This is a genomic window from Sutcliffiella deserti (assembly GCF_020037475.1).
Classification (GTDB): domain Bacteria; phylum Bacillota; class Bacilli; order Bacillales; family Bacillaceae_I; genus Sutcliffiella_A; species Sutcliffiella_A deserti.
The window spans coordinates 114,667-139,923 of sequence record NZ_JAIQDB010000006.1; the positions used below are offsets into that span (position 1 = coordinate 114,667).

The following is a 25,257-nucleotide window of genomic DNA, read 5'->3' on the forward strand; positions in this document are numbered from 1 at the left end:
ATTCATACTTAAATGAGTTAAGTAAAAAATAAAAAAAAATGTTGTTAAGACAGTAAAAGCATTAAATTACTAGTGCGCTAAAGTATTTAGCAATAAAAGAAAAGGGTGATACTATGACCAATAGTGATGGAATAATAAACTCTGGATGGAACTTAGACCACAGTTATGCACGTTTGCCGAAAATTTTCTTTTCTACCCTTGAGCCAAATCCTGTTCGCTCACCTGCGATAGTTAAATTAAATTCTTCGTTGGCATTATCTTTAGGTTTAAACGGTAAAACGCTCCAAACAGAAGAAGGTGTAGAAATCCTCGCGGGAAACAAGGTTCCTGAAGAGGCGTTGCTACTAGCCCAAGCATATGCTGGTCACCAGTTCGGACACTTTAATAGGTTAGGGGACGGCCGCGCAATGCTGCTTGGTGAACAGCTTACCCCACAAGGCGAGCGAATGGACATCCAATATAAGGGTTCGGGAAGAACACCATATTCTCGTGGTGGTGATGGACGAGCAGGGCTTGGGCCGATGCTAAGAGAATACATCATAAGTGAAGCAATGCACTCACTAGGCATTCCTACTACACGAAGCTTGGCTGTGGTGACGACCGGGGAGACAATTATCAGGGAAGAGAATCAACCTGGCGCCATTTTGACGAGAGTTGCTTCTAGTCACTTGAGGGTAGGAACTTTCCAATATGCAGCACAATGGGCCTCAGAGGAAGAGCTGCGGGCGCTAGCAGATTATGCGATAGACCGTCACTATCCGGATGCAAAAGCACAGGAAAACCCCTACCTCTTTTTGCTTCAGGAAGTGATCAAACGCCAAGCTGAACTGATTGCAAAGTGGCAGCTTATTGGCTTTATTCATGGTGTGATGAACACTGACAATATGACCATTAGCGGAGAAACAATTGATTATGGTCCTTGCGCCTTTATGGATGTGTATGATCCTGCAACAGTATTCAGTTCCATTGACCGGGAAGGACGATACGCCTATGGCAATCAACCATATATCGGCGGGTGGAATCTAGCAAGATTTGCAGAAAGCTTAGTGCCGTTATTACACGACACTCAGGAGAAGGCGGTCGAAATGGCTCAAGATGCCCTTTCAGATTATTCAAGATTATATAAATCAAGTTGGCTCAAAGGGATGAGAGCAAAACTCGGTCTAATTAACGAAGAGGAGCAGGATGAAGCTCTTATCCAAGATTTACTCGGAATGATGAAAAAGTATGGTGCAGACTATACCAATACCTTCCGCTGGTTGAGTTTTGACAAGCAAAAGAAATCAGTTCTATTTGGCACAGAAGAATTCACAAAGTGGTTTGAACAGTGGCAGGCAAGGCTAGGGAGGCAGGAGAATTCCCAAGCGTCTTCCAAGCAGTTGATGCAAAATAGCAACCCTGCTGTTATCCCTCGAAATCACTTAGTGGAAGAGGCATTAGATGCAGCTGTTGAAGAGGGCGATTACAGTGTGATGGAGAGTCTGCTTGATGTTCTTTCAAAACCTTACGCGCACGAACTGGACGAAGGGAAATACTGCTCCGAGCCACCAGATTCCAATCGACCGTATCAGACCTATTGTGGTACATGAGAGATTTCCATCCCTATATTAGGGGTTACAGGCATTGTTTGAATACCAAAAAGTTCGGAGCGCAAACCTTCCGAACTTTTTCATGTTGCGTTTAGTGGTGTGCGTCAAACTGAATGCGTTTCCATAGTTTTGTAAAAAAGCCTGCCTTGAAGGAAATTATCTTCTTTCAAGTTCTCTTCCATTGAACAGAATGATGATGTTAGGTTGTTGTTCTTTTTTCACTAAGCGACTCTGAAAAAAATAGATAGAAAGAAAATAGAGGACAGCTATTCCATTTAAGGACAATTGGGTTTCCAACAGCCTTTGGGGAGAAACAAAACCACTAAAGAAAAATGATAACACCCATAATGCAGCTAACATGATGAGGCCGATTGAGTATAATCTCAACTCAATCTTTTCGTGCTGTTGACTGTTTCTAGCTTGTTTATTCATGATGTACACACTCCTTAGGTTCACCCTAAAAGAAATGATTTCGTAAAAGGGTATGTATAGTGGACGGTATTAAGAACTAGGGGGCTTTATCAAGTTTTTATAAAATGTGCTAACACTAGTGAAGTTCTAAAGCTGTTTGTCCGAAAGATGTACCTTTTCAAAAATGGAAGTAAAATAGAGTTATAGTAATAGGTAACTATAATTGTAATCTGTAGCAATACGCAAGGATAGGAGTGTCCTATATGTTTTGGAAAAAGAAAGAAGTCGACGCAAAAGTCAAAGAGAGCCAAAAGAACAGCATGGATGAAAGATTTGGAGAAAATGGAAGTACTTAATGAAGAAGTAAAATATAAGGCAATTGAATATTTGAGGGATAAGAATAAATTAAAACATTTGATTAAAAGAGCAGAAGTTAAAGTGGATAACAAAGAGGCCAGTAAAGGATTTGTGCAAGATACATGGGATAACCTTAAAACGATGATGGAACTTATCAAAGCATATATTAAAGGAGATTACAGAAATATTCCTTATGGTTCTCTTGTGCTAATTGTAGGAGCAATAATTTATTTTGTTATGCCTATAGATGCAGTACCTGATGTCTTATTCGCATTAGGTTTTACGGATGATGCAGCTGTAATAGCACTGACTTTAAGAAAAGTGAAGAAAGATCTTGATAAGTTTGCTGCTTGGAAAGGTGAGCTTGAAAAGAAGGATATGGATGGTAAGGTGTAGATGAAGCTAGTATAAAGGAAACTGATGTTTAAGTTCAAAACAATTGGCCAGGTTGTGGACTCTGTGAAAACAAGAAACTTTTTAATTGTAGAATCGTATAAAGGTAAAGATATAGATATTGGAGATGGTAGATATCGATTCAATTGAAGTTATAAATTTAATCCCGAAATTTTTAAAGTTTTATGAAAAGGCAAATGTTGATGGTTTAACTCAAGGTGAAAGATGGACTTTGTGGGAGAAACATTATAATTTCGGTGCAATACCACCAGGTGAAGAAGGAAGAAAATTAGCGAGATCCTTGCTTGATAAAGCATGGTATAAATACCTAGAAAATATAGAACTCATAAGAACTTGGAAACCAAATCAGGAAAGAGTAGCAGAATGTCTAACAGAAGTGAAAGCGCTATTAGGCTACAGTGAAAGTATAAACTTTGTCGTTGTTTATTTTGTAGGTGCTTTTGAAAAGAATCCATTTGTCGCACCATATGACGAGAAAAGATTGGCTCTTTGTTTACCTATTGAAAATGGAAATTCAGCTATTTTACTTGCACACGAGCTTACCCATATAGTTCATTCGAAAACAGCAGATATTACAGCAGGATGGGAACGAACGATAGCTTGTACAATACTACAAGAGGGCTTGGCAACCCAAGCTAGTAAGTTTTTAGTACCTGGAGAACCAGAAGAAGTGTATATAGAATATAGTGAAAATTGGTTAAAATCCTGTAAGCACAATAAAAAAGAAATCATTAGCGGTATTTATCCTTTTTTGAACAATTCTTCTTCGGAGATTGTTTATAAATTTACTATGGGAAAAGGAACAACAAACCATGAAAGAGAAGCCTATTTCATTGGATGGGAAGTTGTGGGAGACCTTATCAGAAAAGGCATTTCTTATGAAGAACTCGCAATGATTAAAGAAAAAGATATGCCAGAATATATTAGGTGCATTCTAAATAAAGAAATATAAAAACATTTAGTTTCTCAATTAAAACAAGAAGGTTCTTTCCTTTTCAAGTGAAAGAGCCTTCTTGGTATTCCATATCTTATCTCTATCCATCGGTTATACATCAGATGGATGATTTGAATGATAAGAAATATTTTGAATCATACTTGGATATCTTGTTTCTTTATAATGAGAGTATAATAGAAATAGATGAATAAGGATCCCAATAAAGCTGAATAGGCTAAGATTCGATATAAAACAAAGCTATTAAAGTATTCAATGATGGCACCACCTGCAAGAGAGCCAATCATTCCAGCTAAACCAAAGACAATCGTGATAAAAAAGACATGTCCCGTTGCCTGTAGCTCTTTCGGAAGGATTTTTGTTACATACTGAAAGGCGGCTAAATAGAACAACCCGAAGGAAACGCCGTGTAACAGCTGCAAGTACAAAATCATTTCGGGAGTGGTGATGACGGACATAAGAAACCAACGAAGTGCATAAAGTAGGCCGGATAATCCAATGAAAATAAATTCATGAAGCTTACGGAACCAGAGCCAACTTGTAGCGAGAAAAAGGACTTCTACCATGATACCGATAAAAGTAGCCAATCCGATTAAAGACTCCTGGCCTCCGAGTTCTACAATATGTATCCCTAAGTAGTTATCATTAGTGCGATGAGTGACAGAGATGAATACAGCTATTAATAGAAATACACTTAACTTAGGATCCATCCCCATTTTCACTGCGTCCATGAGGGTCACTTGCTTTTTAGAGGTCTGAACGTCGGTAATTTTCAAACTGATAAGAAAGGTAAAGAAACCAAAAAATAAAAAGGGATAAAGAATATTTTGAATCCCGATTATGGCAAATAGATAACCACTTATTAGAGCAGTCAATCCAAATCCAAAGGCGCCCCATAACCGTATGGAGCCGAATGTTCTGCCTTCTTCTGTTGCTGTCTTAAGTGCTAAGCTTTCTCCTAATGGGTTTAGAGGAGAGAGAAAACAAAAGAACAAAAACATGAAGATAACAAATGCAATAAAAGATTGAACTTGAAATAAAACCATGCTTATGACAATGGAACCGATCAAACACATAATAAGAACTTTCTTTGTGGATCTCCATCTGTCACTCATAAACCCCCAAAAAGGCTGGGTTAAAATCGCGGCCAATGGGCCAATTGCAAGGATCAAACCTATCTGGGAAGTAGGTAAACCAATATCCCTAAAGTACACAGGCAAATAATTGCCAATGATGGTAGTAGTTGAAAAACTAAAAAACAGGAAAATCATTAATGTAAAACTTTTATTTCTTCTAAACATACATAGCCCCTTATCTTTGAAAATAATGCATTAAAAAACTACTAAATGCTATCTTAGCATGAGGCAGGGGAATGGAACAACAAAAGGGACAGGTCCCCGTGTTCCAGTCTGAAAGGAGCACCTATGAAAACTCGGAAACTCTCATCACACAATATTCGCGTCATGTTTTGGATCCGCTTTTTTGGAACCATCAATTTCCTTGCCCCAGTGTTAACGCTTTTCTACTTTTCTAGGGGACTTGAAGCCTCTCACATCCTTTTATTACAACTTTTCTGGAGTGGAGCTGTTCTGCTTGGAGAGATACCGGGGGGAGTGGTTGCAGATCGATTCGGTGCGAAAGCATCTTTTCTGATAGGAGTTATCGTCAAGATTATTAGTCTAGGCTTGTTGGTTTTCGCCTTTGAACCTTGGATGTTTTTCTTATTCAGCGCGTTAAATGGCTTTGCTGTCACCTTTTTTTCTGGAGCGGACGAAGCGCTAATCTATGAATCACTTAAAGAAGACAATGACCACCATCGAATGGACCGTGCGATGGGGAAAATTCAATCGGCAGGATTTATTTCCATGATTCTTGCTGTACTATTTGGTGCTTATTTGGCAAAAGATCTACAAGATGAACAGTTTGTTTTACTAATCGTTCTTGGATTGGCATTCCACCTCTTTGAATTGCTTCTAATCTTCTTGGTTAGAAACCCGAGGAGTAGCGGGTCCTACCGGGACAATCCTTTCACTCAAGTAGCTGATGGAATCAAGGCAATTCGGAAAGCGCCGACGTTATTGCTTTTATTTGTTAATTTTACCTTCGTTTTTATTGCAGCAGACTCTGTCTATGAAGCCTTCAACCAACCAGTATTCATTAATGCCGGTTTACCTGTTGTTATGATTGGAGTGTTGTATGCACTTGCGGCGATAGGTGGATTTATAGCTTCTCAATCAGTGGGATGGTTTACCAGTAGGTTGCCGAGAAATTTACTAATGGCTGTGACCGGTGGTTTGGCTGCGCTTGGTCTTTTTCTGTCAGCGGTGTTCGGTGAATCATTATGGGTAGTGATTGGTGCATTTTTTGTTTTGAGGCTCGGCCAGGCGATAAGAGGCCCCATCTATTCTCAACTGAAAAATGACCAGATTCCTTCTAATGTCAGGGCTACTACCTTATCATTAATTTCGGTACTTGATTCGGCATTTGATCTTTTACTTTTTGGACTTCTCTCGATTGTCGCCGTTAAAGGTGTGAGTGGCATCTTGCTAGCAAGCAGTTTTATTGCATTGATTGGGACACTTACCCCGTTGAAAATGAAGGCAGGCGTGAAAGCCGAAGCGAAGAATCGAACGGCCTAAACCTAAAAGTTTATTCCTGCCAGATTAATTGTTATATTTAAATTACTATCTGAAGTAAATTAACTCATCTATTTTTAACTATAGAGCAGAATTGGAGTAGGGTATTATGACGATGACGATAGGTCCACGTATTATTAAAACTGGATTAGCCGTGACGCTAGCGTTATACATTTGTGCTGCCGTGGGTCTAGATCCAGCAATTTTTGCAGGCGTAGCAGCAATACTTACTGTTCAGCCTTCTATTTATCGTACATGGAAACAGATGCTCGATCAAATAGTGACAAATACCATAGGTGCAGCAGTGGCACTTTTCTTTATCTATTATTTAGGAGACAATCCAATTACAATTGGTTTTGTAATTATGCTTGTTATCTCTCTTAGTTTGAAATTGAAGATGGAAAGTACTATCCCGCTTACGTTAGTTACTGTGTTAGCTATCATGAGTGCACCAGGCAACGAAGATATTATGTTTACGATAAACCGCTTTCTTATTATCCTGATTGGTGTCGGCTCCGCAATGACTGTAAATCTTGTGGTACTGCCTCCAAAATACACAAAAAATTATATGGAGAAAATACATTCTACCTTTCAGACCATGTCCTTACTGCTACGTACTGCTGTTTCAAATGAAATGTCAGAAAAGGCCTATCAAGATCAGAGTAAAGAATTGAAAACAAGCATCGAGAAATTGGAAAGTCAATTTAAAGTATTTGATGAAGAACGAGGCAAGCTAGGTAAATTAAATCAAACGAACGCAAGGGAAATAGTCGTATTCAAGCAGATGCTCAAAACCTTGCAAGAAGGGGAACAACTTCTAGAGAATATAGACGAGCATTACTTTCAAAGTAATACAACGGATGAAGAGAACCTATTGTTTGATCGGCACATCGAAGAGTTAACAAAATGTCACGAGTATCTCTTATTAAAATATCAGGGAAAAATGAAAGACCAAGAACTCCTAGTCGATGATGCACTCGAAAAAAGTGGCGAATTCTTCGATCAGGTTATTAACATCTATAGCCACGACAAAGAACAGAAATTAAGACTGATGATTATTACCTCATCCGTCATCGACTACACCTTTCAGCTAATTCGATTAAATAAGCTAATAGATCATTATCTAAAATAAAGGGAAATTGGGGAGATTCCTTGTCCCATTCCGTAAGAACAATCTGGGACGAGGGACCTGAACCTGCGATTCTTTTTTTCTCTAAAGGGAATAGTAAGACTATCTTGAAATCTTACGACTGAAAAGGGAGTTGATTTGAATGTTCGACTATACGGTGAAAACGAGTAAAACGGTGGAGGAAGCAATCCGTAGTCTTGAAGGAACGTTAAAAGAGAAGGAATTCGGAGTTCTATGGAAATTTGATATAAAAGAAAAGTTGCAGGAAAAAGGTCTTGATTTTAACCAAGCATATCATGTTCTGGAAGTTTGCAATCCCTATGAAGCTGAGCGTGTGCTATCCAAAAATCAGCTGGTGGGCTACTTCCTACCATGCAAAATTGTTGTTTATGATGATGGTGGTGTTACTAAAATCGGGATGCCAAGACCTTCCGCACTAATTGAAAAATTGAATGATCAGTCTCTTAAGGACCTTGGAAAGGATATTGAGGAAAGATTGATTGAATGCATAGACCAAGCTGTTTAGTCTAGGAGTTCAAGATTAAAGAATTCATTAGGTACCCTGTAGAAAAGAGAAACTTTTAAGGTAGCCATTGATATGTAGCTAAATCAATCGTTCGTTTGTGGTCAACTTCTACACTTTCCATTTCCAGTAGGAGTATTTGCTCATTAAAGGCGTCATCATCTTGAAGGGCAATCTGTCCTTTGGCGTTTATGACGCGATGCCATGGCAGTTGATGTTTTCTGCTCATCGAATGAAGGATACGTACAACTTGACGTGCGGCTCTCGGACTACCTGCAAGTCCTGCTATCTGTCCGTAGGTCATCACCTGACCTTTTGGGATGTTTTGAATAATGTTTATCACTTTTTCAGTAAAAGGTGTCATCAGATGGATCCTTTCTAGTGAATGAGTATGTAATTATTTTTTCTTTAAAGCTAGTGAAAAAATAATCTACCATTATAATATTACATAATGGACTGAGAATAGGAATACACCAAACAAAGAAATTGCTCTATTTTTAATATTCAACTACGATAGAAATAGGAGGCGAAAACTATGGAAAACTTTACATTTCAAAATGGTACAAAGATTATTTTTGGAAAAGATACAGAGTTGCAAGTAGGCGAGGAGTCAATTGCATATGGGAAAAAGTTACTGCTGCATTATGGTGGCGGAAGTATTAAAGAAAGCGGTCTATATGACACAATTATTAAGTCCTTGCAAGAACATGACATTGAAGTCTATGAATTAGGTGGAGTGAAGCCTAACCCTCGTATAAGTCTGGTTCGAGAAGGAGTTGCACTGTGCAAAGAACATAACCTTGATTTTATCCTCGCTGTCGGTGGCGGAAGTGTCATTGACTCGGCCAAAGCGATTGCCGCTGGAGCGAAATACGAGGGAGATGTATGGGATTTCTTTACTGGAGAAAGTCCAGTGACAGAGTGCATGCCAATAGGTGTCGTTTTAACAATTCCTGCTGCAGGCAGTGAAACAAGTACCGGCACCGTTGTAACGAATGAAGAAGGTTGGTACAAGCGTGCAACTGGTCATAGTAAGATGAGACCACAGTTTGCGATTATGAACCCAGTGCTTACATATACACTGCCTTCTTATCAAACAGCTTGCGGAATTACTGACATGATGGCACATATTCTGGAAAGATATTTTACTAATGAGAAAAATGTTGAGTTAACAGACCGTCTATGTGAAGCGACATTAAAGACCATTATTAATAATGCTCATATCGTGTTAGATGACCCTTCCAATTATGCTGCGCGAGCGGAAATCATGTGGTCCGGTACAATTGCACACAATGATTTGCTCAGTACTGGAAGAACCGGTGACTGGGCGAGTCATGACATTGAGCACGAGATAAGTGGGATCTATGACATTGCCCACGGAGCGGGACTTGCAATTATTTTCCCTGCTTGGATGAAGTACGTTTACAAACACGACATTAACCGATTTGCTCAATTTGCAAACCGCGTATGGGATGTTGAACTGGATTTGAACGATCTTGAAAAAACTGCGCTAACAGGCATCAATAAAATGGAACAATTCTTTAACTCCATTGGTATGCCAACCTCATTAGCGGAAGTGGAGATTGGTGATGAACATTTTGCAGAAATGGCCAAAAAGGCAACAGAGCGTTGGCCATTAGGAAACTTTGTAAAGCTACATGAGGAAGATGTTTATAAGATTTATCAGATAGCGAAGTAGATTTGTTTACGAAAAAGAAGCTTAATTTAGTTAAGGGTTTTGATCTGTTAGGTAGATATTAAAAATGTAATGTAAAAAGATCATCAATTTGTATTCTGAATTGGTGGTCTTTTTGTTGGTGTTAAGGTTCGTACTCGGTAACCGAGTTTTAACAACCAAATAGGTGAAATAGAGCTTAGGTGCGAATGATTTTGAAATTTCACATACATTGTTTTAATTATGATAATATGGATGATGGTGGGAATTTAAATATTTATGAAAGAAGGAATTTAATGATTTATGAAGCAGATTTAACGGTAAGGGAAAAGTTAATTCCAATGTTTGAAAAAATTGATAGCACTATTATTCTTTCCTATCTCCAAGGACATATGGGAACTGCTTGGGTTGACGACCCTGAAAATCCAACTGTTGCTCAAATTAATGTGGGGATATTTGTGTTCTTTGCCGGCGATTCCAGTTCAAAGACAGCTGAAGAATTACTGTATAATCTGCCAGATTTTACGCTTGCAATTGTTGATTCAGATGAATGGAAAAATCGTATAGAAACAGTTCACAGTGATTCATTTGAGAAGTTTCAACGGTATAGATTTATGAAGAGCCCTAATTACTTCGATGGGAAATATTTAAAAAATCTCTTAACAACATTGCCAGATGGATACGAGATTAAGCGTATAGATAAGAATATAGCAGAATTACCGTCTTTTCATGAACTTTCTGAAGACTTTGTAAGCCAATTTGAATCTATTGAGGATTTTCTGAATAGAGGAGTTGGTTATTCCATTTTAAAGAATGGTCAAGTGGTTTCTGCTGCCACTTCATTTAGTATCTATGATGAAGGGATAGAGATTGAAGTGGCGAGTCATCCTAATCATAGAAGGAAAGGTTTAGCATCTATAACTGCCTCTGCCTTAATTTTAGATTGTCTGGATAGAGGAAAGTACCCAAGCTGGGATGGTGCTAATCTTGAATCTGTTGAACTAGCCAAAAAACTTGGATACAAATTTAAAGAATCATATGATACATATTTTATAGAGTATATAAAAGAAAAGAACGGTTCTTAAGCTTGATTAGAGGAAAGTGGGGACTGCTTCTTTTTCCCACTCCAAATTCCTACCCGATTGCTTCCGTCACCACAATAGCCAAGTCATCATTGCCAAAAAGCGATAGAACACCAAGTAATGTGTCATTTGAAATTTCTCCGGCTTCCTCTTTAGAAACTGTCAGTTTAAGTGCTTGTGCTAAGGCTGGATTTTTTCTCTGGTTTGGATATGCTTTGGAATAAAGTTTGACTGGGTCCAAGTCATTGTTCACACACCATTGTGCGAACACGAGAATCATCATATTTTCATCTTTTTGATAGTTTTCTATTATTTTTTGTTCGACTTCTTTATTATTCATCTACTAAATCTCCTTTGAAAATACTACAATCATTATAAGGGAATATGAAAGTAAAACACAAAGAAAATAAGTCATGGCTACGATAAAGGGGGATTTTCGATGGATAGAATCGTTCAGTTAACGGAGGAGCAATACTTGGAGGCTATCAAGCTATCTCAATATGCTTTTCAATATGTTGTACCCGAAGAAAAAATAGCGAAGCGGTTAGAAATGCTAAAAAGCCATCATATTTCGGCGATATTTGAAGAAAAACAGCTCGCGGCAAAATTGCATCTTATCACATTCAACGTTTTTATTGGACACAAGAAGTGGAAAATGGGTGGTATTGCAGGTGTGGCAACCTATCCTGAATATCGTCGTAAAGGCTATGTGAAAGACTTAATGCAGCATTCGTTAGAACATATGAAAAGGGAAGGGTGTCACGTTTCTATGCTACATCCCTTCAAAATCTCTTTTTATCGGAAATATGGTTGGGAACTTCTCACAAATCGTCTGAAATGCACGATGGCAAAAAGTGATCTAGTTAAACAAGATTCAGTTGCAGGTACAATAAACCGCACAATTGAAAACCATCCGTATAAAGATTTAAATGAAATTTATACACAATATGCTAGCCGATATGCAGGAATGCTGGTTCGGGAAAACGCTTGGTGGGAAACAATCGGTTCAGACCTGGTTGCTTCGATATATTATGATGAAAAGAAACTGCCTTTAGGATATTTACTATACTCTATTAAAGATTCGAAAATGGGTGTGGAGGAGTTTGTAGCTTTAAACGGTGAGGCACGAAGAGGACTTTGGAATTTTATATGTCAGCATGATTCTATGGTGGACACTGTGGAAATCTCTCTACATGAAAAAGACCCATTAATCTATTCGCTGGAGGAACCAAATATTAAATCAGAGCTATCTCCTTATTTCATGGTAAGAATTGTTGACGCAGAAAAGTTCCTTCAAGAATACGACTTTGAAGAATATGGGGAAGAAGTTACAATCCAAGTTACTGACACCAATGCTCCTTGGAATGAACAGACTTTCTCTATCAGAAATGGCGAGGCTACGGTGCTATCAGAAGAAGAGATCAAAGGAAAAGGAAATATTATCAAGATGTCCATAAACTCTCTTTCTACCATCTTATTTGGCTACAAACGCCCTAGTGAATTGTATGAGTTACAATGGATTAAAGGCAAAAAGGAAGAAATCCAAAAGCTCGAGCAAATGATCCCAACATATTCCTCGTTCTTCTGCGACTTTTTCTAAATTATGTAAAAAGGGGCCAGACCCCATAGGGTCTGGCCAACGAAAGAGCATAGAGTAATTAGTATTACTAAAGCAATGACTCTGCTCCATCAATGTAAATTTGACTGCCTGTGATATGACTAGAAGCATCAGATGCCAAGAAAGAAACAAGGTCGGCCACTTGCTCAGGTTTTCCTGGTTGATGTTCGAGTGGTTGAGAACCTTCGGGGAATTTAATTGGAATATTTATTTTCTCGAGCTCATCTTCTTCTGGAAAGGTATTTTGTTCAATATTGGTTTCAATCGCGCCTGGGCAGATAACATTTACCCGTATTTTATACTTGGCTAATTCAAGTGCTGCCATTTTCCCAAAGGCCGCTTGCCCTGCCTTGGAAGAACTATAGGCGGACATACCGAAACTCCGGAAGGTTCTTGTGCCATTAATAGAGCTGGTAATAATAATGCTTCCTCCGCGTTCCTTCATATGTGGTATGGCTAATTTAACTGTTAAGAATGTGCTTCTTAAATTAGTATTTAACGTTTGGTCCCAGTCTTCGGCAGTTAAATCTTCTATGGGAGCCACTGTCCCGTTAATTCCCCCATTTGCGAAAACGATATCCAGACGCCCCCAGTTATCAACTACCTGCTTAAAGCTTTCTTCCATTCTGTTTACATCAGAAATGTCCGTATTTACTACGAGCGCTTTTCCGCCAAATTGTTCGATTTCTTGTTTAACTTCTTCTGCTTTTTTATCTTCTATGTCAAAAAGAGCTACTTTAACGCCATTTTTAGCTAGTCGAATCGCGCTTTCCCTTCCTATCCCGGAGGAAGCCCCGGTTATAATTGCAACCTTATCTTTTGTTTCTACCATCTCTATTCAGCCTCCTGAAGAAAATGTTCTTTCCTTCCTTTACCCCGTTATGGTAAAAAGTAATACTGCAGGATGCTAATAGGATATAGAGGTATCCTCAAATCGGAAACAGGGTTGTAAGAATAATAAGGAGTGCTTGAAATAATAAAGCTAAAAAGACACTTGGAAAATTTAACCTATATCCGAAGTGAATATTTTCTTAGAAAAGTCTTTTATGAATTATATTTTAATTAGAGAGTGTAAAGATAAAATAAATAACGGTCACAAGAAATAGAGGTTTCGTTATGATGTATAGCTGCACGTGGAACTTTATAAGCATAATAACCCCGAGTGAGGATAGCTATTTTTTCGAACAATTTAAATGACGGTCGGACGACTAATTTCATCATATAGGCAGATTTATTGCTGTTTGGCTTTCTGGTTGAATTTAAAAATTCTATTATTTCATCCCCCGTTTTTAATCCTAAACCATGTCCAAAGTATGTTCCATCACCCATCACAATTGCATTTTCACCTCTCCACCAAGGAGTTTCTGGATTATAATCAGGGTTGTTGAAATAAACAACATCACCTGGTAAGAAGTAATCCAATTCGAGGGTTTGAATATCAAGATCAGAATCAAAATGCCAGCTGTAAAGATAGAGGTTCTGGAACAACTGATCAAAGATATTTTCGCCTATGGTATTAAGTACCGCGTGATAGTAAACAATAACTTTGGCTGTAGCGCATTCAAATGCATAAAGCGAACTGTTCCTGTAAAAGTCTCTAATTGCCCGAGAAGGCTTTACACCTGGATTTAATTGAAATCCACCTCTGCTTGACATTGTCCAGTAATCTGGATTACCGCGGGAACCTGCAAAAGTTTCAAATTCAGCCTCCCCTTGTGCCATGGCTCTAGCGCTAGCAAGAATGTTTTTTCTTAAAAGAATTTCAAATTTTAATTCTTCTATCGATTGATAAAAATAAACAGCCGGATCTTCCTCGATTTGTTTTACAATCATGCTTTCGATGCTATCGTCCGCCCATAAATCACTATGTTGAAAAGGTTCTCCTGAGATTTTAATCATCCTATCCCTCTTTCCCGCCTAATGCATTATAACCCAGAATATTCATCATTTGATATTTCGTGCAGATTATTTGGTGCATGAGAAGGGTTTTTATGGAAAGTAGTAGAATACTATTCTTGGAATATTAATTGATTATCGTAAATTATATAGAAGGAGCACCAATATGAACTATGCTGTAATGTTATTTCTACTCTACTTTTCATTTAAACTTTTATATTTTAAAGCTAATATGAAGGAGTTGAATATTAAGTCTCTCCAAGACCCTTTTGTTCGATTTATCCTTTTTATTGTGGTTAACACCTCGGGAATAGCTTTATTATTTGAGGTTTTTTGGCTCTTTTGGTTAGCGTTTTACATCGGAGTAGTGGGTATTTGTTATGTATCTGTGCAAAAAGATAAGAATCAGGATTATGTTAAACATGTGATTATTTTATCGTTCGCTTTCCTTTTTTTATTAGCGATGTTTTCAACTCACAAGCATCCAGCTTCTTTTATTCATCATATTAGCAGCAAGGAAATGTATGAATGTCCGCTTGAATTTGAGTGTGCTAAAATCACCACGCATATCGCAGAAGATGATACGATTGGAACGATTGTGGAAGTTGTTCCCGTTCAAGAAGAATCCTTCCGATGGTATCTGATTGTTTCATTAGGTTATATGAAAGTAGGACATCCGGATGAAACGGAAGAATTTAAAGGGGTTAGTATATTTGGTGTATGGATTGAGTACGGGAAGTATTTTTAATAACTACATTTGAAGGTTATTCCTCAGGACGAAATCTAGGATCAGTGTTGAAAACGAATAACACCCATTATCCACCCGACCCATATGATAACAAAAAAGTAACATATGGGGAGTTGCCACGAATGTTAAAGAGAATAGTGAAACCTCATCTGTATCCCGCATCCATTAAAACGGTTGAGGGAACTGTATGGGGCTATATCAATGAATCCGGGGAATTTGTCATCCCTCCTCGATACGAAGATGCAAGTGAATTCCAGGAAAATGGTTTAGCAATTGTTCGAAAAAAGGGAACTGGCTTAATTAAACGAAACGGGCGTTTTGCTGTTCCCCCAATCTACAGTTCTATTTCCCCCTTTACCGATGGGCGTGCAGTGGTCCTCACCGAGCAGGGATTTAAGGTCATTAATGAAAAAGGGAAAGTACTCACGGAGAAAGCATACCCTTTCATAAGCTCTTATAAGGAAAATAGAGCAGTTTTTCAAGAAACAGACCAGAATGGCAATATTGTTTATGGGTATTTAGATCTTAAGGGCAGAGCTGTCATCCCAGCACAGTATAAATATGCCTTTGATTATAATGAAGGAAAAGCGCTCGTTCAACTAAAGGAAGGCCTTTATGCGCTGATTGACATGAACGGGCTTCAGCTGCAAACCTTCCCATATGAACAAATGAACGGTTTAAGTGAGGAATTGCTATCTTATAAGAAAACGTTTCAGGAAAAGTCCGGATATGTGGACGAACAAGGAAAGGTGGTTATCTCTCCACGTTTTGCAATGGCCTTACCGTTTGACAATGGAAGGGCAGTTGTCACTATTTCAGAGGCAAATAGAGAAAAATATGGACTAATCGATAAGACGGGTTCCTATATCATTCAACCGAAATATAATGATATTCATTTACTGGGGGAGAACCGTGCAGCTGTTGGAAAGCCTATAAATGTAGAGGAACCATACCTAGGTTCACTATTCGCAATTGCCGATACAGAGACTGGACCATTGCTGACAGATTTTCTTTTTAGTCAGGTAAATGACTATGATGGTGCCTACAGTTCTGTCACACAGGGGGAAACGTCCTTTTTTATTAACAAAAAAGGAAAACCGGCTACAAATCTCCCTATTATACAAGGCATTGGTACGCTTAGTTTGGAAGGGAAGCTTATTAAAGCTTTGATCGATCAAAGACTAGCCTATTATAGTAGAAATGGTAGAACTGTCTGGACGCAAAATACCACCATCCCATTGACCACCTTTCTTTCCATCCATGAGCTAAAATACATGCCAAACAAAGATTACCTCGTCTATTACCCACAACTTAAAGGAATGCAAAGCAAATCAGCAGAAAAGCGAGTGAATCAGCTACTAAAAAAAGAGTCTCAAGTAAAAGAGGTTCCTTCTGATGTTCAGCTTGACTACAGCTACTCTGGAGACTTTTCCATTAAATTTTTCCAAAAGAACCTCCTTGAATTGGAATTAGTAGGCTATCACTTTCCCTACGGAGCTGCCCATGGGATGCCATCTCAAATTGAAGTTCCAATTGATCTAAAAACCGGGAAAATATATTCGTTGAAAGATCTCTTTAAACCTGACAGCAACTATGTGAAAATACTAAGTGAGATCATTGAAAAGCAAATACAAAATCAGCCAGAGGGCTATTATTTTCCTGAAGCCTATAAAGGGATAAGACCAGATCAGCCTTTCTATGTAATGAACGATTATTTGGTAATTTATTTTCAACCATATGAAATAGCAGCCTTTGCAGCAGGCTTCCCAACCTTTAAAATTCCTTACAGTGAAATCATGGAGATAATAAATGTAAACGGTGAATTTTGGAGATCTTTTCATTAAGTCGTTCAGGTACGATGGACTTTCACATACTTTTTTAAATCGTGTTGCTTTCTTCGCCTTGATACACTTGAAACTCTTATGCTTGTGATTAGCATGAGGGTTTTTTCTAATGGCTCTGGAAAGATGAGTGGTAATTATGGCGCTTCTAACTATTAATAGAAGGGAGGTTATAAAGACTCAGTAGAAGGAAAGTTTCTTTTTAAAATTCATAATCTTTGGTAAAATGATTCCCGAGACGAAATAATTTTTTTGGGGGAGTAAGGATGACTTTAGAGCTTTTTTTACAAGAACAAAACGAGATGATGAAGAGATTACATATTGATCGAGCCGAATCCTCTTGGATGTCCTCGACCACTGGAGAAGAAAAATGGAATAAAAAGACCGCAGAAGCACAAACAGCAATGAATGTGTATTTTTCCAATAAAGAGCGGTTTGAAAAAGTTCAAGCATATCTTGCAGAAGAAATAGAAAATCCTTTACATAAACGAGAGTTAGAATCGATGTATGCCAACATGGTCCGAAATCAATTACCTGAAGCGGAATTAAGGGAAATGGTGGAACTGTCAACCGAATTGGTAGGTGTGTTCAATACTTTCCGGGCAACTCTCGACGGTAAAGAGGTTTCAGAAAATGATATCCGTCAAATTCTCATCAAAAGCAATGATCTAGAGCAAAGAGAGTGTGCGTGGCATGCTAGCAAACAGATTGGTAGAGAAGTAGAAGAGAAGCTACTGTCGCTTGTTCGTAAACGCAATGAAACGGCTCGTCAGCTAGGGTATGAAGATTTTCATCAGATGAGTTTTGAGTTACAAGAGTTGGACAGGGACTATGTTTTTAACACGTTTACAAAGTTAAAAGAACTTTCTGATGAACCTTTTCGTCAGTTAAAGCAGGAAATGGATGAAGAATTGGTCGAACGTTTTAACATCGGAATAGATGATATACGCCCATGGCATTATGCAGATCCATTCTTTCAGGAAGCACCACCTTCAAAGGAGTTAGACTTAGATCCGTTCTATGAAGGAAAAAACCTTGAAGAATTAACTGCTGCTACCTTTCAAAGCATGGGCATGGACATAACGGATATGTTGGAAAAAAGCGATTTATATCCGCGTGCAAAGAAAAATCAACATGCTTTCTGCAGCGATCTTAATCGTGAAGGAGATGTAAGGGTATTATGTAATAACACTACATCAGATTATTGGTCTGTAACCATGCTCCATGAATTTGGCCATGCAGCTTACTTTAAGTATATAGACTCTGAACTCCCATTTGGTCTAAGACGTCCTGCCCACACCTTAACAACAGAAGCAATTGCAATGCTTTATGGTCGTATGGGCAAAGATCCTGCCTGGATGCAGCAGTTTTTAGGTGTGGATCAAAATCAAGTAGAATCATTAACACCTCTTATTAACCAGTCCTTGCGAAAGCAGATGTTGATTTCCGCTCGCTGGATTATGACTTTTGCTTTCTTTGAGCGTGAGCTTTACAAAAATCCTGATCAAGACCTAAATTCACTATGGTGGAAAATTGTTCAAGATGTTCAATTTGTCACCCCTCCTGAGAATCAAAATTATCCGCATTGGGCAGCGAAAATTCATTTTACCCTTGTTCCTGTTTATTACCAAAACTACCTATTAGGGGAATTAACCACTTCTCAATTGGAAAGGTATATCAAAGAGAATATTTCTGATGATTTATTTACAGAAAAAGTTGGTGAATACCTAGTAAATGAGTTCTTTTTACCTGGAGCACGAGATCACTGGAACACAAAAATTGAAAAGGCAACAGGAGAAAAGCTAAATCCTAAACATTTTGTGGCACAGTTTGTGAGTGTAAAGTAGAACTCTTATAATTATGCGGCAAAAACAAAGGATCGCTTTAGAATCCTGGGGGCAGAAAGATGAATTCCATTTTACTAGATGTATCGACAGAATTACGCACAAAGAGATTATTTTTACGAATACCAAACGCTGGGGATGGGGTGCAAGTAAATGCAGCGATAAGATCATCCATTGCTGAATTGCAACCTTGGCTGCCATTTGCGCAGACCATTCCAGAGGTAGAAGAAACAGAAAGTAATTTAAGGGAAGCACATGTGAAATTTCTGCAGCGTAGCACTTTTCGTTTTTTGATGTTTCATAGAGAAACAAAAGAATATATAGGTACAATTAGCCTACTTAATATTGATTGGAACGTGTTGAAAGGGGAGATTGGCTACTGGTTGAGTACCGAATATGCTGGGCATGGGTATATGACGGAAGCTGTAAAAAAAGTAGTTGATTGGGCAATTGAAACCTTGAAATTTAGAAGAGTAGAGATAAGATGCGAATCCACTAATCACCGAAGTCGCTCTATCCCTGAGAACATAGGTTTTAAGCTAGAAGCAATATTAAAAAACGACGATAAATCTGCAGATGGAAAGAGAATAACGGATACTTGTATTTACGCAACTATCGGGTAATAATAAGGAGGCTTTCACGTTGTTTCATGTGGAAGCTTTTTTTTTTCGTAAATAAACAACAGTGCTTAATAGAAACAAAATTATAGGAATAAAAACCAGTAAATAACAAAAAATAATAAACAAAGGTGTAATGTCGATTAATAATCAAGGGTCATTTAGCAGAATTCATGGAGGGAGATTCACTTCTCCCCTACATAAAAATACGTAAAAACTGCCAAACCGTTTGGATGAGAATATATTTAAAGTCTATTAGTAAGGAGAATTCTATGCATATTCTTATCACTATTCTGGCTATTCTAGCTGCTTGGCGATGGGCTGATTGGAGCAGGTTTTCAGCTTTCCACGCAACGATTTTGTATATGTCAGCAATGGATTTATTGTATTTAGTTCTGACGGTCGACGATCCATTGTGGATACTAAAATCAAATATCGGTGTCCCTCATACAATTGTAACTTTACTCTATACATTTGTCGTATTTCCCTCTACAGTTATGCTTTTCTTGTCTAATTATCCTGACATCCCATTTAAAAAACTTTTCCACTATGCAAAATGGATTTTTATCTACATAGGTGTGGAATGGATTGGTTATCTTACTGGAGCCATCTATTACAAAAATAGCTGGACACTGGGATGGTCGCTATTATTTTTAATTGTTATGTTTCCTATGTTAAGGCTACATTTTAAAAAGCCCATTCTTTCTTATCTTCTTTCTTTTTTTATAATTGTTTTCCTGCTCTACTGGTTTCAAGTACCACTAAAACATTAAGAGATCTGGTTTTCTGTGGTCAAAAGAAAATCAGGTCTTTTCGTTTTGGAGTTTTAGGTTTATCAAGCGGTCATTTAAGAGGTGCTTGTTGATAGAGGGTGGATGTAGCTGCTTTTGAGAAGTAGTTAAATGGAACAGGCAGGGTTGTTAGATGAAACGAGACATTTGTTAGATGAAAAAGGACATTTGTTAGATGAAAAAGGAAAGTTGTTAGATGAAAATGAAAAGGTGTTAGATGGAATAGGCAAAGTTGTTAGATAGATGATGAAATGTAGCTAGAATTAGTACCTAAACGAACCTTTTCCTCTTAAAAACAGGAAAAATACTCTATTTTTATACCTTTTCTCCAATAAAAACCCCTAATATCTTATAAAAACAAACAAAATTGAGGTGTAATCACCCCATAAATCCTCTAAATTATAAAGTGACAACCAAATGCTTAGCTCCCTCAGGGGGTATTATCATGGGAAATGCCTTTTCTTTTCTAGGTAGAATTAGCTTGATCTTTAACATACTTTTAAGCGGAAAAGTTTGTAACTTGAAGGTAGCTTAGATGAGCAATATCTAATAAAAACAATAGTGTAATATTATTTATACTGCCCTCACTGGCTTCATTTCTGCTATACTACAAAAAAGTCTATAGAGGAGTTTGAATAATATGAAGAAAAAACAAAAAAACCTTTCTCAAAGCATGCAAAAAAAGAAAGAAGAAAAGCTTTCTCTGCAGGATCAAGTGCAGGGAGAAGTGTTTTCCAAGTTAAAAGATATGAAAGCGCAATTACTTCAAGCTGAACTAAAGGCCAAGGATGAAGAAGCAGCAAAGGCGAAGGAAGAAAAGCGTTTGAAGGAGAAAAACAAATCGTTTCAAGAAATGTTTGAAGAAAGTAATCAAAACTGGAAGGAATTTAAGTAGATAGGAAAGAAAATGGAGGTCGGTGGATCATCTCATTTTGTGGGGAAGCCAAATTTTATTATAAAATATCTATCTAAAAATTTATTGCAGAGAAAAACCCTCTTCCTTAAGCTGGTTGCAATCTAATCACTGCGTCTTACATCGAACGGAAAAGCGCCTGGTACCTGAAATTAAAGGTATCAGGCGCTTATTCTTTTTAACGATGGGTAGCATAATGGGACTGTTTAAGAAGCTTCTTCAAATCACTTAATTCACTATCTGTCAGTGGTGGATATTCAATGGCAGAAAAATTGGCTTTAATTTGTGCTTCAGAGCTTGCACCAGGAATGACTGATGCAACAGCAGGGTGTGCTAAACAATAATGAAAAGCACTTGATTGCAATGGTCGATCCCCATTTGCAATATCCAGTTTTGCTAAGAGTTCCGTTAATTCATCATAGGAGTAATCGAGGTAGCCTTTGTCTTGTGCTTTTTCCCTTGCTTTCTCAAGCCAGGTACTTGTCAGAAGGCCCTTTGCCAAAGGTCCTCTTGCAACAACACTAATTTTCTTCGAGTGAAGATAGTCCAGGTACTCTTCCGGTCTCGTATCAAGCATGCTATATTGCATCATCACGGATGCGATGGAAGATGAATTCGCGAAGCGTTCGATTACATTCGGACGAATGGAGGAAATACCATATTCACGGATATATCCTTCCTTTTTTAATTCTTCAAATGCTTCAATCGTTTCATCGGTTGGGTCATCTATTGTTCCACCGTGTAGCTGGTAAAGGTCGATATAATCGGTTTGAAGCCTCCGGAGACTTTCTTTGGCTCCCGATTTAATGTGTTCCTTTGATGGATCCCATTCCCAGCCATCACGACCAGAGCTCCAACGATTACCGACCTTTGTAGCAAGCACTACTTTATCGCGTTGTCCTTTCAAGGCCTTTCCGACAATTTCTTCATTTTGACCAAAATCATATAAATCAGCTGTATCTAAGTAGTTGATGCCAAGATCAATCGCCTGCTTAATAATATCCTTCGCTTTTTTTTCCTCCGTACCAAGGGACATACAACCAAGTCCCATTTCACTTACATACAATTCAGATGAACCAAGCTGGTTTTTACTTAACATAATAAGCCCTCCCTTAATAGAAATGTGCAGCCGGCTTGTACTATTAGCAAGCGTAGCTAGAAAATTATCATTTCTATTAGTCTACAGAAAAAAGAAGGGCACTTCCATTATGAACCCTTGATGTTCTGAATTTCTTTTTGATGCAGCACCCATTCTCGCACCGTGTCATGTGTTTTTGCATACTCTTTTAATTTGGAGCGAATCTCCCATGCTTTTCCTACCATGATAATGCTGTTGGGACGGACGTAGATGTTCATTTTGCTACCTCCTAATGGTTGTATGTTAAAATATATGAAATACTAATAATAATGAGAACAAGGAGCGGTTTTAATGGATCATTTAAAAGAAACTACGATTAAAAAAGAGAAATTATTTTCAGGAAAGATAATTGATTTGTATCTTGAAGATGTGACACTCCCAAATGGAAAAACAAGTAAGCGTGAAATTATTAAACATCCTGGAGCGGTGGCGGTAATTGCAATTACGGAGGAAAATAAAATTGTCATGGTGCGTCAATACCGAAAAGCGATGGAAAAAGTATTGGTGGAAATTCCTGCAGGAAAGCTGGATAAAGGGGAAGAACCTATGAGCACAGCTAAAAGAGAGTTGGAAGAGGAAACAGGTTATACTTGTGAATCTTTAACGCCGTTGATCTCCTTTTATACATCCCCTGGGTTTGCGGACGAGCTTGTGCACCTATTTGTGGCAAATGGATTGAGAAAAGACACCATTGAGCATCAGTTAGATGAAGATGAATTTGTTGATCTTTTAGAGGTTACGCTAGACGAAGCTCAACAAATGATAGACAATCAGGAGATTTACGATGCAAAGACAGCCTACGCTATACAGTATCTACAGCTTCAAGCATTGCTTCGAAAGTAGGGAGAAATAATGCAGGATTATTTTGTTGATTTACATATTCACCTAGGAAGAACGGAGCAGGGAAAGCCGGTTAAAATTACAGCATCCAATTTGTTGACTATGGAAGCGGTCTTGGAAGAATCAAAGTTTCGAAAAGGATTAGATATGATTGGTGTCATCGATTGTCATGTACCGGAAGTGTTGCTCCAATTGCAAAGATGGGTGAAAGAAGGGACAGTAGTTGAGCATGAGGAGGGAGGGCTCCTTTTTGGAGACTTAACCCTTATCCTTGGTTCCGAAATTGAAATTCTCGACGAAAATTGCCACGGAGTAATTCATGCTCTCTGCTATTTTCCAACAATGGAATATATGATGGAGTTTACTCGTTTTCTCAGTTCTCGTCAAAAGAACATTACCTTGTCGACACAACGTGTTTATGAAAACGCTGTGGTTATTCAAGAGAAAGTAAGGGAGTTAAATGGGCTCTTTATTCCGGCTCATGTGTTTACCCCTTTCAAGAGTCTGTATGGTCGGGGCGTTCAGAAAAGTTTAAGAGAGGTATTCAATCCGGAACTAATAGACGGAATCGAACTAGGGTTAAGTGCGGATACTGCAATGGCCAGTCGCTTGTCTGAGCTTGATTGTTATACATTTGTCTCCAATTCGGATGCCCACTCTACTGCAAAAATAGCAAGAGAATACCAGAGAATCAAAATGATAGCCCCCACTTTTACGGAATTAAAGCTTGCCTTACACGAGCGTACTGGGAGGGCGGTTACAGCAAATTATGGTCTTGCTCCGCATTTAGGAAAATATCATCTCACCGCATGTGAAAAATGCTTTCATGTGAAGGAAGCATCCGCTCAGGGAAGTTGCGTGAAATGCGGTCATCACCGCTTCACAAAAGGTGTATCCAGTAGAATTAAGGAAATACAGGACCAGCAGAGTACCACAAGAAAACGGCCACCTTATATCCACCAGGTTCCACTGGATTTCATTCCTGGAGTAGGGCCGAAAACCTTATTGAAATTGCGTGAGGCATTCCAGACAGAAATGAACATTCTTCACGAAGCGACATTTGAACAATTACAGCGGGTAGTGGGGAGCAAGGTTGCCGATCTTATCTTAAAGGCGAGAAGTGGAAAGCTTTCCTTTCATGCAGGTGGTGGAGGCAAGTTTGGTAGAATAGCACCTGACTAAAGAATGGATTCTGAGTCCTTGTGCAAAATCGCAGATGTGGATAAATTTCCACCTGTATTTGCAACTAACTTAAAACAGTGAAAAACGGCTCAGTTCAATTTTTGAACTGAGCCGTTATATTTTTATTTGTTGTTTCTATTACCTATGTCCATCTTTCCTTGCTTGGATATAGCCGTAATAAGCACAAGTCCCATTCTTTGTTAAGTCCTTAACCTGAAAACCGCACTCCTCATAGAAACTAAAATTATTAGCAGATGTGTGCGCAAACCAATCACCGTGGGGGAGTTTTTGAACACAAAGTTCCACGAGCTTTTTACCAATACCTTTACCACGATATTCTGATAAAACAACTAAATCTATTATGTTAGCAGCCATTATTTGGTCCGAGATTACTCTAACCATACCAATCATTTTGTTATTATCCCAAACAGTAAAGGCCCACGTTGAGTTTTTGAATATTAGTGAAAACTTCTCTTTTTGCCAAGAAGGTGTATTCCTTACCCAGCCTGCATCTTCAAACAGAGCTTCAACATACTCAGCAGGAACTCCCTCGGTACCTTCTCTTATTACTAAACCATTGAAATATTGGTACATATTTAACTCCCCCTTTAGTTAAAGAAAAGTGATGCAATTATAAAAATAATTATGATTACAAGAATAAGGAATCCTGTCCCTTTCCACCCAAGACTATTTACCAAATCCACAAGACTGCCATATTGAGCTCTGTTAGAAGCATCTCTCATAATTCCCCCTGGATTACGCTTTAACTCTTCTTGACGCATTCTTTCTCTCCGTCTTTCTGGAGTTTCTGTATTTTTATTCACGGAACAACCTCCCATTTCCTCAATATACCCACCCTTAAGTAACTTTGTTAATAATCATTATACCTATCATGCCGGGGAGAGCAATGAGCTCCAAGGTTATCTTACTTTAGTCTGATTATCCTGCACTACATAACTATTAAATCCAAGTTTTTGTTTTATAATCCACCTATCAATTTTATAGTCTAACTTTTAGATTTATGAGCCGCTTTTTCCATTTTATAATCCATTTGATGCAAG

Annotated in this window: 28 protein-coding genes; 18 read left to right on the forward strand and 10 right to left on the reverse strand. The window is 38.2% G+C overall.

The window, feature by feature from the left end; all coding sequences use genetic code 11:
- Positions 1-113 precede the first annotated feature (113 nt).
- Positions 114-1,589, forward strand: coding sequence for a protein adenylyltransferase SelO (locus K9B36_RS12175; protein WP_223702387.1), 1,476 nt, complete (start codon positions 114-116; stop codon positions 1,587-1,589).
- A gap of 156 nt (positions 1,590-1,745) precedes the next feature.
- On the opposite strand, the gene K9B36_RS12180 is transcribed toward K9B36_RS12175, so the two are convergent.
- Entirely contained in the window at positions 1,746-2,021 is a 276-nt protein-coding gene (locus tag K9B36_RS12180; RefSeq protein ID WP_223702389.1) for a hypothetical protein, read from the reverse strand.
- A 321-nt stretch (positions 2,022-2,342) separates the two neighbouring features.
- Here K9B36_RS12180 and K9B36_RS12185 point away from each other — a divergent pair, with 321 nt between their 5' ends.
- Together K9B36_RS12185 and K9B36_RS12190 are read left to right on the forward strand one after the other, a co-directional pair.
- Entirely contained in the window at positions 2,343-2,753 is a 411-nt protein-coding gene (locus tag K9B36_RS12185; protein WP_223702474.1) for a YkvA family protein, read from the forward strand.
- Between the two features lie 118 nt (positions 2,754-2,871).
- On the forward strand, positions 2,872-3,723 hold the full coding sequence (locus K9B36_RS12190) for a hypothetical protein (protein ID WP_223702391.1): 852 nt from the start codon (positions 2,872-2,874) through the stop codon (positions 3,721-3,723).
- A 137-nt stretch (positions 3,724-3,860) separates the two neighbouring features.
- Here the strand turns inward: K9B36_RS12190 and K9B36_RS12195 are convergent, their stop codons facing one another.
- Positions 3,861-5,024, reverse strand: a complete 1,164-nt coding sequence (locus tag K9B36_RS12195; protein WP_223702392.1) for an MFS transporter — start codon at positions 5,022-5,024, stop codon at positions 3,861-3,863.
- Positions 5,025-5,147: 123 nt separating this feature from the next.
- On the opposite strand from K9B36_RS12195, the gene K9B36_RS12200 reads away from it, so the two are divergent.
- From K9B36_RS12200 to K9B36_RS12210, 3 genes are all read left to right on the forward strand, one after another.
- Positions 5,148-6,362, forward strand: coding sequence for an MFS transporter (locus tag K9B36_RS12200; RefSeq protein WP_223702394.1), 1,215 nt, complete (start codon positions 5,148-5,150; stop codon positions 6,360-6,362).
- A 106-nt stretch (positions 6,363-6,468) separates the two neighbouring features.
- Entirely contained in the window at positions 6,469-7,491 is a 1,023-nt protein-coding gene (locus K9B36_RS12205) for an FUSC family protein (RefSeq protein ID WP_223702396.1), read from the forward strand.
- A 139-nt stretch (positions 7,492-7,630) separates the two neighbouring features.
- Positions 7,631-8,014, forward strand: coding sequence for a DUF302 domain-containing protein (locus K9B36_RS12210; RefSeq protein ID WP_223702397.1), 384 nt, complete (start codon positions 7,631-7,633; stop codon positions 8,012-8,014).
- A gap of 55 nt (positions 8,015-8,069) precedes the next feature.
- Here the strand turns inward: K9B36_RS12210 and K9B36_RS12215 are convergent, their stop codons facing one another.
- Positions 8,070-8,375, reverse strand: a complete 306-nt coding sequence (locus K9B36_RS12215; RefSeq protein WP_223702398.1) for an MGMT family protein — start codon at positions 8,373-8,375, stop codon at positions 8,070-8,072.
- A gap of 171 nt (positions 8,376-8,546) precedes the next feature.
- Here K9B36_RS12215 and K9B36_RS12220 point away from each other — a divergent pair, with 171 nt between their 5' ends.
- Together K9B36_RS12220 and K9B36_RS12225 are read left to right on the forward strand one after the other, a co-directional pair.
- A complete protein-coding gene (locus tag K9B36_RS12220; protein ID WP_223702399.1) occupies positions 8,547-9,710 on the forward strand; it encodes an iron-containing alcohol dehydrogenase in 1,164 nt (387 codons plus the stop codon).
- A 272-nt stretch (positions 9,711-9,982) separates the two neighbouring features.
- Positions 9,983-10,771 (forward strand): GNAT family N-acetyltransferase, encoded by a 789-nt coding sequence (locus K9B36_RS12225; protein WP_223702476.1) that lies wholly within the window; start codon positions 9,983-9,985, stop codon positions 10,769-10,771.
- Positions 10,772-10,820: 49 nt separating this feature from the next.
- Here the strand turns inward: K9B36_RS12225 and K9B36_RS12230 are convergent, their stop codons facing one another.
- Entirely contained in the window at positions 10,821-11,108 is a 288-nt protein-coding gene (locus K9B36_RS12230) for a hypothetical protein (RefSeq protein WP_223702400.1), read from the reverse strand.
- A 99-nt stretch (positions 11,109-11,207) separates the two neighbouring features.
- Between K9B36_RS12230 and K9B36_RS12235 the strand changes: the two genes are divergently transcribed.
- Positions 11,208-12,368, forward strand: coding sequence for a GNAT family N-acetyltransferase (locus K9B36_RS12235; protein WP_223702401.1), 1,161 nt, complete (start codon positions 11,208-11,210; stop codon positions 12,366-12,368).
- Between the two features lie 67 nt (positions 12,369-12,435).
- On the opposite strand, the gene K9B36_RS12240 is transcribed toward K9B36_RS12235, so the two are convergent.
- The gene (locus tag K9B36_RS12240) at positions 12,436-13,218 is read right to left on the reverse strand and encodes an SDR family oxidoreductase (protein WP_223702403.1); all 783 of its coding nucleotides are present in this window, start codon (positions 13,216-13,218) and stop codon (positions 12,436-12,438) included.
- A gap of 230 nt (positions 13,219-13,448) precedes the next feature.
- Positions 13,449-14,285: a protein-glutamine gamma-glutamyltransferase gene (locus tag K9B36_RS12245; RefSeq protein ID WP_223702404.1), complete on the reverse strand. Its 837-nt coding sequence runs from the start codon at positions 14,283-14,285 to the stop codon at positions 13,449-13,451.
- A 163-nt stretch (positions 14,286-14,448) separates the two neighbouring features.
- Here K9B36_RS12245 and K9B36_RS12250 point away from each other — a divergent pair, with 163 nt between their 5' ends.
- From K9B36_RS12250 to K9B36_RS12275, 7 genes are all read left to right on the forward strand, one after another.
- Positions 14,449-15,030 carry a hypothetical protein gene (locus tag K9B36_RS12250; RefSeq protein ID WP_223702405.1) on the forward strand — a complete coding sequence of 194 codons (582 nt, stop codon included), beginning with the start codon at positions 14,449-14,451 and terminating at the stop codon, positions 15,028-15,030.
- A gap of 122 nt (positions 15,031-15,152) precedes the next feature.
- Positions 15,153-16,874, forward strand: coding sequence for a WG repeat-containing protein (locus tag K9B36_RS12255; RefSeq protein WP_223702406.1), 1,722 nt, complete (start codon positions 15,153-15,155; stop codon positions 16,872-16,874).
- Positions 16,875-17,137: 263 nt separating this feature from the next.
- Complete coding sequence (locus tag K9B36_RS12260; protein WP_223702407.1) at positions 17,138-18,718, forward strand: M2 family metallopeptidase; 1,581 nt, start codon at positions 17,138-17,140, stop codon at positions 18,716-18,718.
- A 59-nt stretch (positions 18,719-18,777) separates the two neighbouring features.
- A complete protein-coding gene (locus K9B36_RS12265) occupies positions 18,778-19,338 on the forward strand; it encodes a GNAT family N-acetyltransferase (protein ID WP_223702408.1) in 561 nt (186 codons plus the stop codon).
- 266 nt (positions 19,339-19,604) lie between these two features.
- Complete coding sequence (locus K9B36_RS12270) at positions 19,605-20,105, forward strand: CBO0543 family protein (RefSeq protein WP_223702409.1); 501 nt, start codon at positions 19,605-19,607, stop codon at positions 20,103-20,105.
- A gap of 129 nt (positions 20,106-20,234) precedes the next feature.
- Entirely contained in the window at positions 20,235-20,366 is a 132-nt protein-coding gene (locus K9B36_RS16895; RefSeq protein ID WP_263399345.1) for a hypothetical protein, read from the forward strand.
- A 397-nt stretch (positions 20,367-20,763) separates the two neighbouring features.
- Complete coding sequence (locus K9B36_RS12275; RefSeq protein ID WP_223702411.1) at positions 20,764-21,018, forward strand: YqkE family protein; 255 nt, start codon at positions 20,764-20,766, stop codon at positions 21,016-21,018.
- A gap of 196 nt (positions 21,019-21,214) precedes the next feature.
- On the opposite strand, the gene K9B36_RS12280 is transcribed toward K9B36_RS12275, so the two are convergent.
- Together K9B36_RS12280 and mciZ are read right to left on the reverse strand one after the other, a co-directional pair.
- Positions 21,215-22,135 (reverse strand): aldo/keto reductase, encoded by a 921-nt coding sequence (locus K9B36_RS12280; protein WP_223702413.1) that lies wholly within the window; start codon positions 22,133-22,135, stop codon positions 21,215-21,217.
- A gap of 107 nt (positions 22,136-22,242) precedes the next feature.
- The gene (gene mciZ / locus K9B36_RS12285) at positions 22,243-22,392 is read right to left on the reverse strand and encodes a Z-ring formation inhibitor MciZ (protein WP_223702415.1); all 150 of its coding nucleotides are present in this window, start codon (positions 22,390-22,392) and stop codon (positions 22,243-22,245) included.
- 73 nt (positions 22,393-22,465) lie between these two features.
- Between mciZ and K9B36_RS12290 the strand changes: the two genes are divergently transcribed.
- On the forward strand, positions 22,466-23,017 hold the full coding sequence (locus K9B36_RS12290; protein ID WP_223702417.1) for an NUDIX hydrolase: 552 nt from the start codon (positions 22,466-22,468) through the stop codon (positions 23,015-23,017).
- 9 nt (positions 23,018-23,026) lie between these two features.
- Complete coding sequence (locus tag K9B36_RS12295; RefSeq protein WP_223702419.1) at positions 23,027-24,196, forward strand: endonuclease Q family protein; 1,170 nt, start codon at positions 23,027-23,029, stop codon at positions 24,194-24,196.
- Positions 24,197-24,334: 138 nt separating this feature from the next.
- On the opposite strand, the gene K9B36_RS12300 is transcribed toward K9B36_RS12295, so the two are convergent.
- Together K9B36_RS12300 and K9B36_RS12305 are read right to left on the reverse strand one after the other, a co-directional pair.
- Positions 24,335-24,790, reverse strand: coding sequence for a GNAT family N-acetyltransferase (locus K9B36_RS12300; RefSeq protein WP_223702421.1), 456 nt, complete (start codon positions 24,788-24,790; stop codon positions 24,335-24,337).
- Positions 24,791-24,804: 14 nt separating this feature from the next.
- A complete protein-coding gene (locus K9B36_RS12305; protein ID WP_223702423.1) occupies positions 24,805-25,020 on the reverse strand; it encodes a DUF6366 family protein in 216 nt (71 codons plus the stop codon).
- Positions 25,021-25,257: the final 237 nt, after the last annotated feature.